The 14,111-nt window shown below is 40.2% G+C and carries 19 protein-coding genes and 1 tRNA gene; 3 read left to right on the forward strand and 17 right to left on the reverse strand.

Going from position 1 to position 14,111, the window contains the following annotated elements; all coding sequences use genetic code 11:
• Nucleotides 1–144: 144 nt before the first annotated feature.
• The 3 genes from PBAT_RS00285 to PBAT_RS00290 all read right to left on the reverse strand — a co-directional run bounded on the left by PBAT_RS00285 (nt 145) and on the right by PBAT_RS00290 (nt 894).
• Nucleotides 145–218, reverse strand: a tRNA-Arg gene (locus PBAT_RS00285).
• Nucleotides 219–345: 127 nt separating this feature from the next.
• The gene (locus PBAT_RS26145; RefSeq protein ID WP_276326507.1) at nt 346–477 is read right to left on the reverse strand and encodes a hypothetical protein; all 132 of its coding nucleotides are present in this window, start codon (nt 475–477) and stop codon (nt 346–348) included.
• Nucleotides 478–564: 87 nt separating this feature from the next.
• Nucleotides 565–894, reverse strand: a complete 330-nt coding sequence (locus PBAT_RS00290) for a hypothetical protein (protein ID WP_068645766.1) — start codon at nt 892–894, stop codon at nt 565–567.
• 157 nt (nt 895–1,051) lie between these two features.
• Here PBAT_RS00290 and asnB point away from each other — a divergent pair, with 157 nt between their 5' ends.
• Nucleotides 1,052–2,896, forward strand: coding sequence for an asparagine synthase (glutamine-hydrolyzing) (gene asnB / locus PBAT_RS00295; RefSeq protein WP_068645767.1), 1,845 nt, complete (start codon nt 1,052–1,054; stop codon nt 2,894–2,896).
• A gap of 75 nt (nt 2,897–2,971) precedes the next feature.
• On the opposite strand, the gene PBAT_RS00300 is transcribed toward asnB, so the two are convergent.
• The 3 genes from PBAT_RS00300 to PBAT_RS00310 form a co-directional block, all read right to left on the reverse strand.
• Nucleotides 2,972–3,595: an XTP/dITP diphosphatase gene (locus PBAT_RS00300; protein ID WP_068645768.1), complete on the reverse strand. Its 624-nt coding sequence runs from the start codon at nt 3,593–3,595 to the stop codon at nt 2,972–2,974.
• A 1-nt stretch (nt 3,596) separates the two neighbouring features.
• Nucleotides 3,597–4,358, reverse strand: coding sequence for a ribonuclease PH (gene rph, locus PBAT_RS00305; protein ID WP_068645769.1), 762 nt, complete (start codon nt 4,356–4,358; stop codon nt 3,597–3,599).
• A 92-nt stretch (nt 4,359–4,450) separates the two neighbouring features.
• Nucleotides 4,451–5,521, reverse strand: coding sequence for a GerMN domain-containing protein (locus PBAT_RS00310; protein ID WP_068645770.1), 1,071 nt, complete (start codon nt 5,519–5,521; stop codon nt 4,451–4,453).
• Between the two features lie 122 nt (nt 5,522–5,643).
• Here PBAT_RS00310 and PBAT_RS00315 point away from each other — a divergent pair, with 122 nt between their 5' ends.
• Nucleotides 5,644–6,219 (forward strand): phosphatidylglycerophosphatase A family protein, encoded by a 576-nt coding sequence (locus PBAT_RS00315; RefSeq protein ID WP_068645771.1) that lies wholly within the window; start codon nt 5,644–5,646, stop codon nt 6,217–6,219.
• 135 nt (nt 6,220–6,354) lie between these two features.
• On the opposite strand, the gene PBAT_RS00320 is transcribed toward PBAT_RS00315, so the two are convergent.
• From PBAT_RS00320 to PBAT_RS00330, 6 genes are all read right to left on the reverse strand, one after another.
• Nucleotides 6,355–6,504, reverse strand: a complete 150-nt coding sequence (locus tag PBAT_RS00320) for a hypothetical protein (RefSeq protein WP_157091279.1) — start codon at nt 6,502–6,504, stop codon at nt 6,355–6,357.
• Nucleotides 6,505–6,634: 130 nt separating this feature from the next.
• Nucleotides 6,635–6,844 carry a hypothetical protein gene (locus PBAT_RS00325; protein ID WP_068645773.1) on the reverse strand — a complete coding sequence of 70 codons (210 nt, stop codon included), beginning with the start codon at nt 6,842–6,844 and terminating at the stop codon, nt 6,635–6,637.
• A 51-nt stretch (nt 6,845–6,895) separates the two neighbouring features.
• Nucleotides 6,896–7,048 (reverse strand): hypothetical protein, encoded by a 153-nt coding sequence (locus PBAT_RS25055; protein ID WP_157091280.1) that lies wholly within the window; start codon nt 7,046–7,048, stop codon nt 6,896–6,898.
• Between the two features lie 67 nt (nt 7,049–7,115).
• A complete protein-coding gene (locus tag PBAT_RS25060; RefSeq protein WP_157091281.1) occupies nt 7,116–7,277 on the reverse strand; it encodes a hypothetical protein in 162 nt (53 codons plus the stop codon).
• 64 nt (nt 7,278–7,341) lie between these two features.
• Nucleotides 7,342–7,509: a hypothetical protein gene (locus PBAT_RS25065; protein WP_157091282.1), complete on the reverse strand. Its 168-nt coding sequence runs from the start codon at nt 7,507–7,509 to the stop codon at nt 7,342–7,344.
• Between the two features lie 205 nt (nt 7,510–7,714).
• On the reverse strand, nt 7,715–8,716 hold the full coding sequence (locus tag PBAT_RS00330; protein ID WP_149466381.1) for an MBL fold metallo-hydrolase: 1,002 nt from the start codon (nt 8,714–8,716) through the stop codon (nt 7,715–7,717).
• Between the two features lie 357 nt (nt 8,717–9,073).
• Between PBAT_RS00330 and PBAT_RS00335 the strand changes: the two genes are divergently transcribed.
• The gene (locus PBAT_RS00335; protein ID WP_068645774.1) at nt 9,074–9,883 is read left to right on the forward strand and encodes a TerC family protein; all 810 of its coding nucleotides are present in this window, start codon (nt 9,074–9,076) and stop codon (nt 9,881–9,883) included.
• An 88-nt stretch (nt 9,884–9,971) separates the two neighbouring features.
• On the opposite strand, the gene PBAT_RS00340 is transcribed toward PBAT_RS00335, so the two are convergent.
• The 5 genes from PBAT_RS00340 to PBAT_RS00360 all read right to left on the reverse strand — a co-directional run bounded on the left by PBAT_RS00340 (nt 9,972) and on the right by PBAT_RS00360 (nt 14,048).
• Nucleotides 9,972–10,724 carry an ABC transporter permease gene (locus PBAT_RS00340; protein WP_068645775.1) on the reverse strand — a complete coding sequence of 251 codons (753 nt, stop codon included), beginning with the start codon at nt 10,722–10,724 and terminating at the stop codon, nt 9,972–9,974.
• Nucleotides 10,718–11,494 (reverse strand): ABC transporter ATP-binding protein, encoded by a 777-nt coding sequence (locus PBAT_RS00345; protein WP_068645776.1) that lies wholly within the window; start codon nt 11,492–11,494, stop codon nt 10,718–10,720. The genes PBAT_RS00340 and PBAT_RS00345 overlap by 7 nt, the downstream gene beginning before the upstream one ends.
• The gene (locus tag PBAT_RS00350) at nt 11,475–12,461 is read right to left on the reverse strand and encodes an ABC transporter substrate-binding protein (RefSeq protein WP_248912392.1); all 987 of its coding nucleotides are present in this window, start codon (nt 12,459–12,461) and stop codon (nt 11,475–11,477) included. Before PBAT_RS00350 ends, PBAT_RS00345 begins: the two co-directional genes overlap by 20 nt.
• A 273-nt stretch (nt 12,462–12,734) precedes the next feature.
• Nucleotides 12,735–12,959, reverse strand: a complete 225-nt coding sequence (locus PBAT_RS00355; protein ID WP_068527177.1) for a helix-turn-helix domain-containing protein — start codon at nt 12,957–12,959, stop codon at nt 12,735–12,737.
• 249 nt (nt 12,960–13,208) lie between these two features.
• Nucleotides 13,209–14,048 carry a YhcN/YlaJ family sporulation lipoprotein gene (locus PBAT_RS00360; protein ID WP_068645778.1) on the reverse strand — a complete coding sequence of 280 codons (840 nt, stop codon included), beginning with the start codon at nt 14,046–14,048 and terminating at the stop codon, nt 13,209–13,211.
• Nucleotides 14,049–14,111 lie beyond the last annotated feature (63 nt).

Consider the following 14,111-nt stretch of genomic DNA (forward strand, 5'->3'; position numbering starts at 1 on the left):
GGTGCGTCAACAAGATTGTATATCCCGGGAGGGAGTCTCTCCCTTTGGTCGCTAACAATGATTATGCTCCGACGCCCCTTTTGGGGTTCTCATCCCCTAATACGAAAAAAAAAGCTCTCCATAAAGGAGAACTTTTTTGTGTGATGTCCCAGGAGGGATTCGAACCCCCGACCGACGCCTTAGAAGGGCGTTGCTCTATCCAGCTGAGCTACTGAGACACAATCTTAGATGACATTTAAAATTAATATCATTTAAAAAGGGTGCGTTATTTATTATAACGCATCCCCAGAATAAATCAATACTTATTTTATTTTTATTTATTTCACTACTCAATAAGCGTATTTCTTACTTATTACCACGACGCCAATTTGTTTTATCTTCTGTATGCATAGCTGCATTCTTAGCTACTACTTCTTCAGCAAATTCATTATTATGCGCATATTTGTTACCTTTATTTTTCTTGAATTTCTCAGCCACTTCATATCACCTCCTACTCCCTACGTTTAGTATGGTGATACCGGGGATCGAATATGAGTTATATTATTTGGATGGGATAGATTGTAACTAACCGTCATATGAATTGAGAAATGCGTTCACACCTGATTCCTTCATCTGCTTTCGAGTATCGATCGAACCGTACTCATAAATCCTTTGATATACGTCATCTAGTGCATTCTGATATGTCACATTCACTACACGCTCTGGCTCATCTGGCCAAGGAAACACAAATCCAAGAAATGCATTTTCTTCTTTTTCCTTTACTAATCCCATCAAATTTCTGATCTCCTGGGCCTCATCTTCTGTCGCTTCGATTTCCCATTCATAAGTCGTCGCACCCCTGGCCATTAGAACAGATCTTCCATGCACGGATACAAAATACTTATGTTTATTCACGACAACTTCCCCCTTTGTTCGACTCTGCGTGCATTGTACTCATCTATAGTTTTCCTTAAAGGACAGACATTTTATGCCTTCCTTCGGCATATTCTATATGACTTTGGTAAAAAGAAAGGACAGATAGGGTCAACCGACAAAGAGAGGATGAACCGTTATGTGCGGAATAACAGGATTTATACAGTGGAGCGGCGATTTAACGCAGGATTCGCAATTACTCGTCCAAATGACCAACAGCTTAGATAAACGTGGACCTGATGCATCTGGAACATGGATCTCAAATCCTTGTGCTTTCGGACATCGACGACTGAGTGTCATTGACCCAGAAAATGGTGCTCAACCTATGATCGTACATCAAGAAGATGATGTGTACGCCATTGTATATAATGGCGAACTATATAATGCTGCAGAACTTACGAAAGAACTACGCAATCGTGGATATCAGTTCCGTACGCGTTGCGACACTGAGGTATTGTTGGTGTCTTATATAGAATGGGGACCTGATTGTGTAGATCGTTTCAATGGTATCTTTGCTTTCGCTATATGGGATAGTGTGCAGCAACAAGTCTTTTTTGCGCGCGATCGAGTTGGTGTTAAGCCACTATTTTATAGTCATATCGATGAGACGCTTGTATTTGGTTCCGAGCCCAAAGCACTTCTGCAACATCCAAAAGTCGAACCTATTGTTGGACCTGAAGGATTAGCAGAGATTTTTGTAATTGGACCCGCTCGAACACCAGGACATGGGATATACCGCAATGTAAACGAACTTCGGCCTGGGCATGCCATGATCTTTAATCGTAATGGGCTTCGTACCTACGCCTATTGGAAGTTAGAAAGCCATGTACATGAAGATGATAAGGCAACTACAGCAATCCGCTTAAGAGAAATTCTTCAAGATACCCTCGAACGTCAATTAATATCTGATGTTCCGGTATGTACACTTTTATCCGGTGGATTAGATTCTAGCGCGTTATCTGCATTAGCCGTAGACTATTATCGTCGTTCAGGGCAAGGCCCACTACACACCTATTCCGTTGATTATGTAGATAATGATAAGCACTTCAAGTCTCACACATTTCAACCCGGAGCAGATGCCCCTTGGATAGAACGAATGGTAAACGAGCTTGGGAGCAAACATCACTACATTGAGATCGATACGCCAGAGTTGATAGGTGCACTTGAAGCCTCAACAAGGGCTCGTGACTTACCAGGAATGGTTGATGTGGACTCCTCTCTTCTGTTATTCTGCCATGAGATCAAAAAAGAGGCTACGGTCGCTCTCTCTGGTGAAGCGGCTGATGAAATATTTGGCGGATATCCTTGGTTTCACCGTGATGATATGTTAAATTCAGGAACATTCCCTTGGGCTGTTGCTCCTGAAATGAGAGCAGGTCTGTTATCACCTGAAATTAGGAATTGGATTTCTCCACTTGATTACCTAGGCGATAAATATTCTGAAGCTGTGAATGAAGTTCCTAAACTTGCAGGAGAAACTACCAAACAGGCTCAGATGCGAGTCATGTCTTACCTTAATATTACACGCTTCATGCCTACACTATTGGATCGTAAGGACCGTATGAGTATGGGGGCTGGTCTAGAAGTACGTGTCCCTTATTGTGACCATCGCCTAGTAGAATATGTATGGAATATTCCTTGGGACATCAAAATGACCGGAAATCGTGAGAAAGGTATTCTTCGTAAATCGTTAGAAGGTGTACTCCCTGATGATGTTCTATATCGTAAAAAAAGCCCTTATCCTAAAACACATAATCCCAATTTCTTGTCCGCTGTGAAACAACAGCTACTCACCATATTAGATGATCCGTCTTCTCCACTTCTCCCACTCATTGATGTTGCCAAAATTCGAGAAATAGCTGCTTCTTCAGATGCGTCTTCTAACTTGCCTTGGTTCGGTCAATTATTGTCAGGACCACAGTTATTCTCCTATTTATCACAAGTCGATTATTGGCTTCGCACTTACCATGTCTCGATTCGCTAAATAAAAAAGGTGCTGCCCCGAGGGGGTAGCACCTTTTTTACTTGATGGACACAAAGTTCATTCTTATTCATCCATTCATTTCTTCAATTGCGCGATTAAGTTCCGTAAAGCTATCCCACGATGACTAATAGACTGCTTCTCTTCTAATGACAGCTCAGCCATTGTTTTATCATACTGAGAAAGATAGAAAAGTGGATCGTAACCAAATCCCCCAGCGCCCGCTACATCTGAAGTAATCCATCCTGCCACAGAACCAGAAGTCTCAATATGCTCTCCGGAAGAAGGGTTATATAACACCAATGAACAAACAAAGCTCGCAGGACTTAACAGAGACTGCTCTGTATCTTCACCCATCCTTAATTGAACCAACTCTTGTAATAGCTTCTCGTTGTTTAACTGATCGGTCGCATGCTCACCCGAATAACGAGCAGAGTACACACCCGGTTGTCCATTTAATGCCTCTACACATAAACCTGAATCATCCGCAAGAACGGGGAGTCCTAAGCTATCTCCAACCGTCTTAGCTTTTTTCAGTGCATTAGCTGCAAAAGTAAGTCCGTCCTCTATAACATCTGGTATATCAGAATAGTCAAACATACTTTTCACTTGCTTGCCCAGCTGCGCAAAAGCATGTTCAAATTCTCTGACTTTCCCTTTGTTCTTCGTCGCAACAATGACGATATCTTGATCTAACTTCATGCTAGACTCCTTTTCCTACTGTGCCAGAACCAATAGATAGGGCAATCGGACCAAGAACTTCTTGTTGATATGCGATAATATCGCGGATACCTTGTTCCCCGATCTGAAGTAATGAATCTAACTCCTCACGTGAGAATGGACTTTCTTCACCCGTTCCTTGTAACTCAACGAATTGTCCACTTCCGGTCATAACTAAATTCATATCTACTTTAGCCTTGGAGTCTTCTTCATAATTTAGATCTAGCAACGTGCGTCCACCAACAACTCCTACACTAACGGAAGCCAAATAGTCAGTAATTGGGAATACAGGCAGTTTATGCTGTTGTGCAATCTTGTTCACCGCGATGCACAGAGCTACAAAAGAACCCGTAATAGAAGTCGTCCGCGTACCTCCATCAGCTTGAATAACATCGCAATCGAGTGTGATCGTACGTTCACCTAAAGCGTGTAAATTCACTACGGAACGAAGGGCTCTTCCAATTAAGCGTTGAATTTCCATAGTACGACCAGTAAGCTTACCACGATTTGCCTCACGTTGATTACGAGAATGAGTGGCTCTTGGCAACATAGAGTATTCTGCTGTTACCCAACCTTTTCCTTGGCCCTTTAAGAATGGGGGTACTTTCTCATCCACCGTTGCTGTGCAGAGTATTTTGGTATCTCCCATTTCTATATACACAGAACCTTCCGCGTATTTATTTACGTTTGTCGTTATATTCATTGTACGAAGTTGATCGTTATTGCGTCCGTTTGATCTCACTATTATCTGCCTCCTACATCTTAGCGTCCCTATTTTGCAAACCTTATTTTATCAAAGTGTAGGAATAAAAGCACCTTTTGAAGGAGGACCTTCTTTTAAATTGGTATTTCGTTAATATATTGTGGTCTTGATACCGGCTTACTGTAATTTTGATTATCATCACTTACAACTTTAGTATCACCATTCATTTGTATTTGTACTTTGTTACTCCCTACATTCTCTGTAACAGTTAACACGACAGACTGTAGTAATTGGGAAGGAATCTTCTCTCCTTTAATAAACATGTCCTCTTTGAGAGATACTGTGACTGTCCCGTCTTTGGCCGTCTTCACTGACTCTAAGGAAGTAGCTGATGTCATAACCTGCTCTAAGCCACCTCTTAGTTGTGGACCACGAATGAGCTCATTAAGTGCTGCCTTTAATGTATCCTGTCCAGGTTCCACTAGCCTAGTTACAGGTACATAGTATTGTACGCCTGCTGGAGATTCAGATGAGAAATACACCGTAACAGCGCTAGAGCGGGTAAACGTTGCCCCGTTCCCTTTTTCCAAATTTATTCCCATGCTTCGTCCGAGAGGTTGATCGAGTGGCGTATGTTGTAGAGGCATCTCAGTAATCTTCTCGCCATCTACCCAGAATTGAACCTGATTGATATTAGTATTGCCAGTAAGTGTCCACGTTACCGCCTCTAACATTTTTCGTTCGTTCTGGGCTTCATATTCAGTAAACGATTTATTAAATTCTACCACCGCGAGCTTCTTCTGCTTCTCGATTGTGACCGTCTTCACCTCAGTACCTTCGGGTAATACTGCCGTGAAACCTTCTGGAAGATATGCTGCATAAGGTCCGTCTTTGACCATCACTTCAAGGGATTGACGCAAGAGCATGTTATCCTTATTCTCTAAAGGTGGTAATCCTAATGACACTGGAGCCAAAAGTCCATATTGATCTGCTAAATAAACGGTCGATGTTGGTGTCATAGCCGTACCCTGAGGAGTCGGCGTGACACTACCATTCATAGCCTGCAGCATTTCCGATTCAACTTGAGCTGGCGGTGGATCAATATCCATCGATTGTTTAGTAAACCCTCCGCACCCAGACAATATAATAGGAACAGCCAATAAGCCAACGGCAGAGATGTTACGAATATTCATTTTTTTTGACATAATCTATGTACCTCCCTAACGATTTTAGATATAGTTTGTACTAGTATATATACGAGCTCTTTTCTAAAAAATAACTGTAAATGAAAATTTCCATCACATTACAAAGAATGAGGTGTAGCGCTATGAGCGATGTACGCAATCCATATTGTCTAAATAGTAAAGCCGTTTCAGATGCAACCTTCGAATGGCTCCATAAACGAGGAGTCACTATTCTTGAAATTGCTGAACTCGTCATGTTACTCCAGAAAAAGTACTATCCGACGCTTACAATGGAGGAATGCGTGCATAATGTTGAGATGGTCCTAAGCAAACGTGAAGTCCAGAATGCTGTCCTAACGGGAATACAATTAGATGTATTAGCAGAAGAGGGTAAGCTAATCTCCCCATTACAGGAAATGCTAGTCAATGACGAAGGACTCTATGGTGTGGATGAGATATTGGCTTTTTCAATCGTCAATGTCTATGGAAGTATCGGATTTACGAATTATGGATATGTAGACAAATTAAAACCTGGTGTATTAGAAAGACTCAATGATAAATCCTCTGGACAAGTTCATACCTTCCTAGATGATATCGTTGGTGCAGTTGCTGCGGCAGCTAGCAGTCGTATTGCCCACCGGAAACAAGCTGAGATAGAAGCTATCTACGCTGAAGAACATAATAAATTCGATCCTCTTGCAAAAGGAAGACCTGAGTAATCTTGTGGTAGCATTACGATTGCGATTATGCTAAACCCTGATGTGATTACAACAAAAAACAAAACGAGTAAGGACTCTAAAGCATCCTTACTCGTTATATTTGATGACATAGCTACCTACGCTACACGTTTGGTACTATGGAGTTACTGGTGGAACTACACCACCGCCTGCATAAGCTTCTGTAAAATCAGGATCAATATTTACAAGAAGATTCTTGTTGATATTCTTAGGTTTATTTATGATCTTAACATTCACTTTTATTTTACTAATGAGTTTCATTAGCATTTTATTTTCTTCTTTAAGTCTACGAGATTTTCTTTTAAGATGTCTTATCTTTCTACACCGATGACAATGACACATAGTTATTCCTCCTTTCTTGGAATTAGGATTCATCCTTATTCTTGCGTGCTTGTTATTATGGTGTTACTGGTGGAATTACTGGTAGCAACAATCCACCAGCATAAGCTTCCGTAAAATCGGGATCAAAGTTAATCAGTTTGTTCTTGTTGATATTCTTAGGTTTGTTAGTAATCTTGACATTCACTCTTACTTTACTAGTCAGTTTAGTTGATCTTTTCTCAACTCTGCGAGATTTTCTTCTTCTACATGGATGACAATGACACATGGTTAGTTCCTCCCTTCTAAATTTTTGTTTTTGTGTAGCATAATATGAAAGTTAGCTAATGCCGCCACCTTCACCGCTATATGCTTCTGTAAAATCAGGGTCAAAGTTAATCAGTTTGTTCTTGTTGATATTCTTCGGATTGTTTTTGATGCGCGTTTTGACAGAAACTTCCGTTTTCTTAACTGCTTTGAATTCTCTTGACATGTTGTGTTCCTCCTATCCTCTTGAATGTAGGTCATCAAAGGATGCTAGACTAGAAATGATGATTTGATTAAACAGTCCCACCGAAACCGCCATAATATGCACTAGCCTCCGTAAAATCAGGATCAATATTAATCAGTTTGTTCTTGTTGATGTTCTTAGGTTTATTCTCGATATAAGTTCTGACAGAAACCTTCGTTTTCTTTACCGCTTTGAATCCTCTTCTTGACATGGTGTGCTCCTCCTCCATGAGTATTGATTCCACTGAAAGCTGTCAACGCTAATCTACTAATAGGTTAGTCGATGTCACCATCAGCGATCCCCAATCCATAGGAACTAGCTTCTGTAAAATCAGGGTCAAAATTAATGAGTTTGTTCTTATTGATATTCTTCGGATTGTTTTTAATACGAGTTCTGACAGAAACCTTCGTTTTCTTTACCCATTCGACTTCTCTTCTTGACATTTTGATCTCCTCCTTTCCTTCTGGATTAATATATATTATGAAATCGGTGATAGATTTGTTTATGCTAATCTACTAGTAGATTAGTATATTCTGGCTTAATCCAAAGACAAACAAAGAAAAAGACTATATTCTTCTACTTAATGTAGAAAAACATAGCCTTCTAGCGTCCCATGGATCAACTTCTATACGACTTTTCTTATTAAAGTTAATTTGGAGGTTGAGGAGTTGTGTTAAAGATGGTTGCCCCATCCAACATCGAAACGGATGATTGTACTTTACCACGACGCACCAATTCCTGTAGATGAGCCAGTGCTTCACACATAGCAAACCTCATTTGGTGAAGAGACAGTTTTTTAGGAAATAAGGAAGTACAAATCTCAAACCCATTTTGCGGAGATTGAACGAGAAGCTTCTCGACTTCAATTAACCGCTGTTCGTGATGCGCTAGTAGATCATCTATTCGTTTATGAAACATAGAGAAGGGATGCCTATGCCCCGGAAAGACTTGATTGACCTCATATAGCTTAAGTTTCATCAAGCCATTCATAAAGCTATACAGAGGGTCAGGATCACTCCCTGGAATGAGACTGACGTTCGGTGAAATCTGTGGTAATACAGCATCACCACACATCATAATACCAAGTTCTTCATTATATAAAGAAAGATGTCCTGGCGCATGACCCCCAGTCTCTATAACTAGCCATGAAAGACCACCTAATTTCAGGTAACTTCCTCTTTCTACTATTGTAATATCAGGCGTCGGTGAAACCTGAGGGATGAAATCAAGTAAATGTTGCTCAATCTGACTTGCTAACTCATCAGGCAATCCGTGCTGTTGCAACCATAGCGTTAATTTAACGTTGATATCGGTGTCATTTCCCCACATAAGAAGCGATTCATCATAGGATCTTTGAGACATGTATACCTGAGCCCCACATTGAGATTGAAACCAACCCGCCAATCCATAATGATCGGGATGATGATGAGTCACAAATATTCCACTTACATCCTCGAGTGTATAACCTAACTTATCAAGTGCTTTCTTCCACTCATCTTCTGTTACGCTATTACGTGGTCCTGGATCAACAATCACGATACCCGATGAATTGTGTAGCACATAACTATTCACCCATCGTAGCGGATATGACATCGATATTTTAACTTGGCTGATCCCAAATTCCCAAGTAGTTATTTCCGGTATGTTCACTATGTATAATGACCTACTTCCCAATAATTTATTATCTTCTATTGACAATAACCCTAAATAAATATATGATTTTTCTATATTATTCTAACATATAAGCTAATTATATATATACCCGTAAAGGGGAGTAGCTGTTTAAATAAAGTCGTCAATACGAGAGATGTTTCTCCGGCTTTATTGGCAATTGTCATTTCACAATTGTTAGCGAGACCTTTACCAAATTGGGAAAACCTTTGATTTTTTAGAAGGATTTCACCTCTTTGGTAAAGGTCTTTTTTAATGTTTATCGTTGAAAGTACGTCAATTGACGTTTTTCTTATAGTTTTTGAAACATACTAAAGACACTAAGGGGGAGAAGAAATGGATTTAGGATTATTATTGGAGTATGGTTGGGTTCTTCTCGTACTTGTAGGATTGGAAGGGCTTCTCGCAGCAGATAATGCACTGGTATTAGCTATTATGGTGAAGCATCTGCCTGATGAGCAAAGAAAAAAAGCATTGTTTTATGGCCTTATGGGAGCATTTGTCCTTCGATTCGGTTCACTATTTATCATCTCATTCCTAGTCGATATCTGGCAAGTACAAGCTATTGGAGCCCTTTACTTATTATTTATCGCTGTGAATCATATTTTCAGAAAGCTCATTACCAAACCTAAAACGGATGAAGCTATTGAAGGTAGTAATGAGAAAAAGAAATCTGGATTTTGGATTACAGTAATCAAAGTCGAAATAGCGGATGTTGCCTTTGCCGTTGATTCTATTCTAGCTGCAGTAGCACTTGCAGTAGCATTACCTCCAAGTGGAATCGGACATATCGGGGGATTAGATGGTGGACAATTCCTTGTGATCTTTGCAGGTGGATTAATCGGATTAATCATCATGCGTTTTGCAGCATCTTATTTCGTTAAGTTGCTACATTCCCGTCCTGGACTAGAAATTGCTGCTTTCGTCATTGTTGGTTGGGTAGGTGTAAAGCTATCTATCATTACACTTGCTCATCCTTCACTCGGTGTACTACCTGAATCATTTGCACATAGCACAGCTTGGAAATTAACTTTCTATATTGTACTCATATTGATTGCAGTTGTTGGTTGGTTCATGAGCAGTAAGAATGAAGAGAAAAGCGATGAGAATCCTATCGCTGAAGCTGATAAACAACTAGGTCAATAAATATTTAATGGAATAAACAAGAGGGACCGACTCCTTGGGTAGATAGTAACCCATGGAAATCGATCCCTTTTTATTTCGTGATAAACAATTAATTCCGCCACTTCATAAATCTGTAATCAAGATAGTCCACCAATAGAAATAATACAAATCCCACCAGACTAAACAGCATAATGCCAGCATACATCTCTGTATAATCCATCCTTAACCAGGCATCCATAATAAAAAATCCCATGCCATGCTCTGTTCCATAGATTTCTGTGAAAAAAAGTATGGAAATGGCCGTACCCAACGAAATACGAATCGTACTGAGGATCACGGATAAAGCACCAGGTAATGTTACATGCCAGAATTTCTGTAATGCGCTTGCACCAATACTTGTTAATACATCGTATGTGCTGTCTGGAATTGCCTTTACGCCATCACGTACAGATATAATGACTTGAAAGAGTACAATCAACATGATCATCAGAATTTTGGATGTCTCACCAAGCCCAAAAAATAACATCACCACAGGTAATAAGGCTATTTTGGGTATAGGATACGTCAAATAGACAACCGGATCAAGAAGCTTATTCCATATTCGAGATCGCCCCATAAGCAATCCGATGGACATTCCAATCGTTAAAGCCAACAATACACCGGCAAAAATACGAAATAAACTGTAGCATACATCAAGCCATACCTTTTTTCCTTCCAAATGACCCATAGAGGAATATACAGCGAGCGGGCTTGGAAGAATCGAATGGTTAATAAGTACGTATGCGATATACCAGATCACATTCATACTGACAAATACGAGTAACAGTCTTAACACATGATGGCTCTTCTTATTGTTCACCATTGTTCTTGTATTACCTTTCTAATCCGCTTTGTCTGTTGAAAGAAATCGTCACTATCCCGCTTGTCCTCATGTTTAATACGAAATACGTGATCATTATCAATCAATACTTGATGATTTTCCTTGTTTGAAGGCATTACGATTATTTTTTCTCCAAGCAGAATAGCCTCTTCCACATCATGTGTAACAAATAACGTTGTCGCCGGATGAGCGATCCAATTTTCTAAAAAGAGCCGTTGTATCGTTTCACGTGTGACTGCATCTAGCGCAGAAAAGGGTTCATCCAGCAACATGATCGTTGGCTCAAGTGCAAAGGCTCTGGCGATCGCTACACGCTGCTGCTGACCTCCACTGAGCGACAATGGGTATCTCTTAGCTAAGTCAGCAATACCCATTGCTGCAAGCCAGTGTTGGATCTGCTGTTCTTGACTCTGTCTTTGATTTCTATACGGATGACTAATCTTCATCGCCATGTTTATGTTTGCATGAACTGTTTTCCAAGGAAGAAGTCCGTAACTTTGTGGTACGAGTCCGATCAATGGTTCTTGTGTATGGACGGATATTCCATCAAAGAGGATTTCTCCCTGATATTCTTTAATTAAGCCCGCAATGGTACGTAATAAGGTTGATTTCCCACTACCCGAAGGACCAAGAATGGTGTAAATGCTATGCTCTGGTACCGATAAATTGACACGACCAAGCGCCAATTGCCCATCCTTATATGTAACGGAAAGCTCCTTAATATGAAGTCCACTATTTCTTGAAGGCGACATCAGAGATCACTTCTTCAGGCGATATATTTTTGCTGAGTAATCCTTTTTCTCTCGCCCATGTAAAAGCCGCTTCTACCTCTTGTACGTTCACTTGATTCGCAGGAAGGTAATCAGGCACGACGATATCATTCTTCAGGCTCTCTGGATAACCTACTTCTTTAATAATGAGATCCATGTATTCCGATTGTTCATGAGATTTCATATAAGACACGGCATCATCATATGCCGCATACATGGCCTTAATACCTCGTTCTTTCGTGTCTATGATCGCTTGGGGGAACGCTAGAACAAATGGGTTCACTCCAGCATCCTTCGTTGAGCTTAGTACGCGCAAGCCTGCTGATCGGCCCATCGTAACAAAAGGCTCTGGCAAAATAGCTGCATCTGCCTTATTATTTTTTAACAACTCTAGTCTTGTCGGTATCTGTGGTACTTCTGTAACCTTAATATCTGCTTCAGTCAACCCGGCTTTTTTAAGCATCGTCGCAACTGTATATTCTGTAGATGTATTCTTAGATAGAATAACGGATTTTCCTTTTAAATCCTTAACTTCTTGTATTTCTTCATTTCCTGTTAATAAATCAAATTCTCCAAAGGTTGTACTAGTCACTTTCACATCCAGACCAGCCTCATTATAAATGGCAATAGCAATTAAATCCGCGCTGATTCCATCTAACTTATTCGCTTGAAATGCTACGTCACGGTCTTTCGCACTTTTGAACGTCTGGATATCCAGATTCACACCATGTTTCTTATCAAAACCCTGTTCATGGGCAATTAGAAACGGAATGGCATCGATTGAAGGTAACAACCCCAACGTTAATGAAGACCCACCTTCTGCCTCATTCAATTCCTTGTCTTTCGATGAACTACATCCAACCGCAAGTGCACTGATAAGAACCATCAGCATAAATAACATCATTACCTTTGTCGTCTGTCTTCTCTCCATAATCTCTCTTGCCTCCATATTCTGTCTAATACGTCTGATAAATCTCTTACGCTTCTCATTCATATCTTTGCGAATTAATTCACAAACAAGAAGAGGTTGTCCTTATAAGTCACACCTATGCAACCATAATTAATGCTATTTTACACTAAAGGTTATATTTTGTATATTTTAATTTAAGGTATTTCAGACCATATCGATATGATAATATGACAAAAAAACCTTCCTCTATGTCTTCCTCAAAGGAAAAGAAGACACAGTCAGAAGGTCGAGGGTGCTTTTTGAAGGCAGGATTCAAATAATGAGTTCGCCTTGCTTGATCAACTCAACTACAGCTTGCGAACGGCCTTTAACATTGAGTTTCTGCATAACATTGGAGATGTGGTTCCGCACCGTTTTTTCGCTTATAAATAATAGCCCGGCGATATCGCGTGTCGTTTTGTCCTGAACGAGCAGTTCAAAAACTTCACGTTCACGGTGGGTCAACAAAAATTTGCTATTGTGCTCGTTTCCCTTCAATGGTGTCACCCCTCCTTGCTCGGGTTTTTTATGGTATAACAAGGTAAAGGGATACAGTCAACTCATTCTATGAATAGCAAGGGGTAATGGTGCTTTGAATACATAAAATTAGGCTTATTCGATTGTTATCCTATCACCTCACATTTGATTTCGATAGAATCATGTTCATGAAGAAATAGAAAAATGCCAAGGCACCTGAGTCATTATCTCAGGAGTCTTGGCATTTCATTTATTTCAACTTGTACTGGGTTAGCGCCCCATCTTGTTCAAACTGTTTACAGGTTCATTAGTCACATTGGTTCCTGATGCAGTTGGGAAGATTCGATTAACCAATGTTTGGAATTCATTCACAATCCCACTAATTGGATGACCATTAGACACATCTGTTACAAAATTACCAACGCGATCCACGAATTCAGGGTTCGCTGATACGTATACATTTTTTACGCTAGGATCACTCTTCTTAACGAGATCAGCAATTTTGTCCTTCACTTCTTTAGTCATATACTGATCCTTATCGTTCACGACATCACCGCTCGGTGTAGGAGTAGTTGTTAACCCTCGCATTAAACCATTGCTTTGGTTCCCAACTGTTCCATAACCACTGTTAATATTATCATTAGCAGTAGTACCCATACCTGTACCTGTTATTGATGGTGCTCCAGCCCCCATCATGTTTCCATCATTACCTAGATTACTAATTCCTGTGCCTCGTGCCCCATTCAGGTTTGTTGATGTACCGCGTAAAGAAGTATTATTATCATTTATCGATACAGCAACATAAGCACTGTGGTCTGTTAACATGACATTTGCTGAGTTAACATCTTTCAATTTAGCGATTTTATCCGAAATTGCTTGGCTATGCCTTAAATTACCCATCGTGGTATTACTACGTGTATGCATACCATCGTTCACAGATCTCGTACCGTATCGATTAACATCATTGGTTAAATTTCTGGCAGATTTCATACTCTTGGTACCTACAGTATTGTCTGTTTTCGTTGTCCCACACCCTGTTAATCCAGTCACCGTCATTCCCAGAAGAAGTGTTGCAGATAGTAAGGACAAACTAGTTGTTTTTGCTCGCACTCTAACGCCTCCTTATGATGTTGAAAACTCTAATGTTAACATCATATAGAATGCTCTTTACCA

It is taken from the genome of Paenibacillus antarcticus (genome assembly GCF_001637225.1).
Classification (GTDB): Bacteria; Bacillota; Bacilli; order Paenibacillales; family Paenibacillaceae; genus Paenibacillus_AQ; species Paenibacillus_AQ antarcticus.

Coding starts and splice junctions, on each gene's coding strand:
- asnB (WP_068645767.1), top strand. CDS start 1,052: ATGTGCGGAATAACAGGATTTATACAGTGGAGCGGCGATTTAACGCAG.
- PBAT_RS00310 (WP_068645770.1), bottom strand. CDS start 5,521: ATGTCAAAAAAAATGAATATTCGTAACATCTCTGCCGTTGGCTTATTG.
- PBAT_RS25060 (WP_157091281.1), bottom strand. CDS start 7,277: ATGTCAAGAAGAGGATTCAAAGCGGTAAAGAAAACGAAGGTTTCTGTC.
- PBAT_RS00325 (WP_068645773.1), bottom strand. CDS start 6,844: ATGTGTCATTGTCATCCATGTAGAAGAAGAAAATCTCGCAGAGTTGAG.
- PBAT_RS00320 (WP_157091279.1), bottom strand. CDS start 6,504: ATGCTAATGAAACTCATTAGTAAAATAAAAGTGAATGTTAAGATCATA.
- PBAT_RS00345 (WP_068645776.1), bottom strand. CDS start 11,494: ATGTCGCCTTCAAGAAATAGTGGACTTCATATTAAGGAGCTTTCCGTT.
- PBAT_RS00350 (WP_248912392.1), bottom strand. CDS start 12,461: ATGGAGGCAAGAGAGATTATGGAGAGAAGACAGACGACAAAGGTAATG.
- PBAT_RS00340 (WP_068645775.1), bottom strand. CDS start 10,724: ATGGTGAACAATAAGAAGAGCCATCATGTGTTAAGACTGTTACTCGTA.
- PBAT_RS00300 (WP_068645768.1), bottom strand. CDS start 3,595: ATGAAGTTAGATCAAGATATCGTCATTGTTGCGACGAAGAACAAAGGG.
- PBAT_RS25055 (WP_157091280.1), bottom strand. CDS start 7,048: ATGTCAAGAGAATTCAAAGCAGTTAAGAAAACGGAAGTTTCTGTCAAA.
- PBAT_RS00335 (WP_068645774.1), top strand. CDS start 9,074: ATGGATTTAGGATTATTATTGGAGTATGGTTGGGTTCTTCTCGTACTT.
- PBAT_RS25065 (WP_157091282.1), bottom strand. CDS start 7,509: ATGTCAAGAAGAGAAGTCGAATGGGTAAAGAAAACGAAGGTTTCTGTC.
- PBAT_RS00315 (WP_068645771.1), top strand. CDS start 5,644: ATGAGCGATGTACGCAATCCATATTGTCTAAATAGTAAAGCCGTTTCA.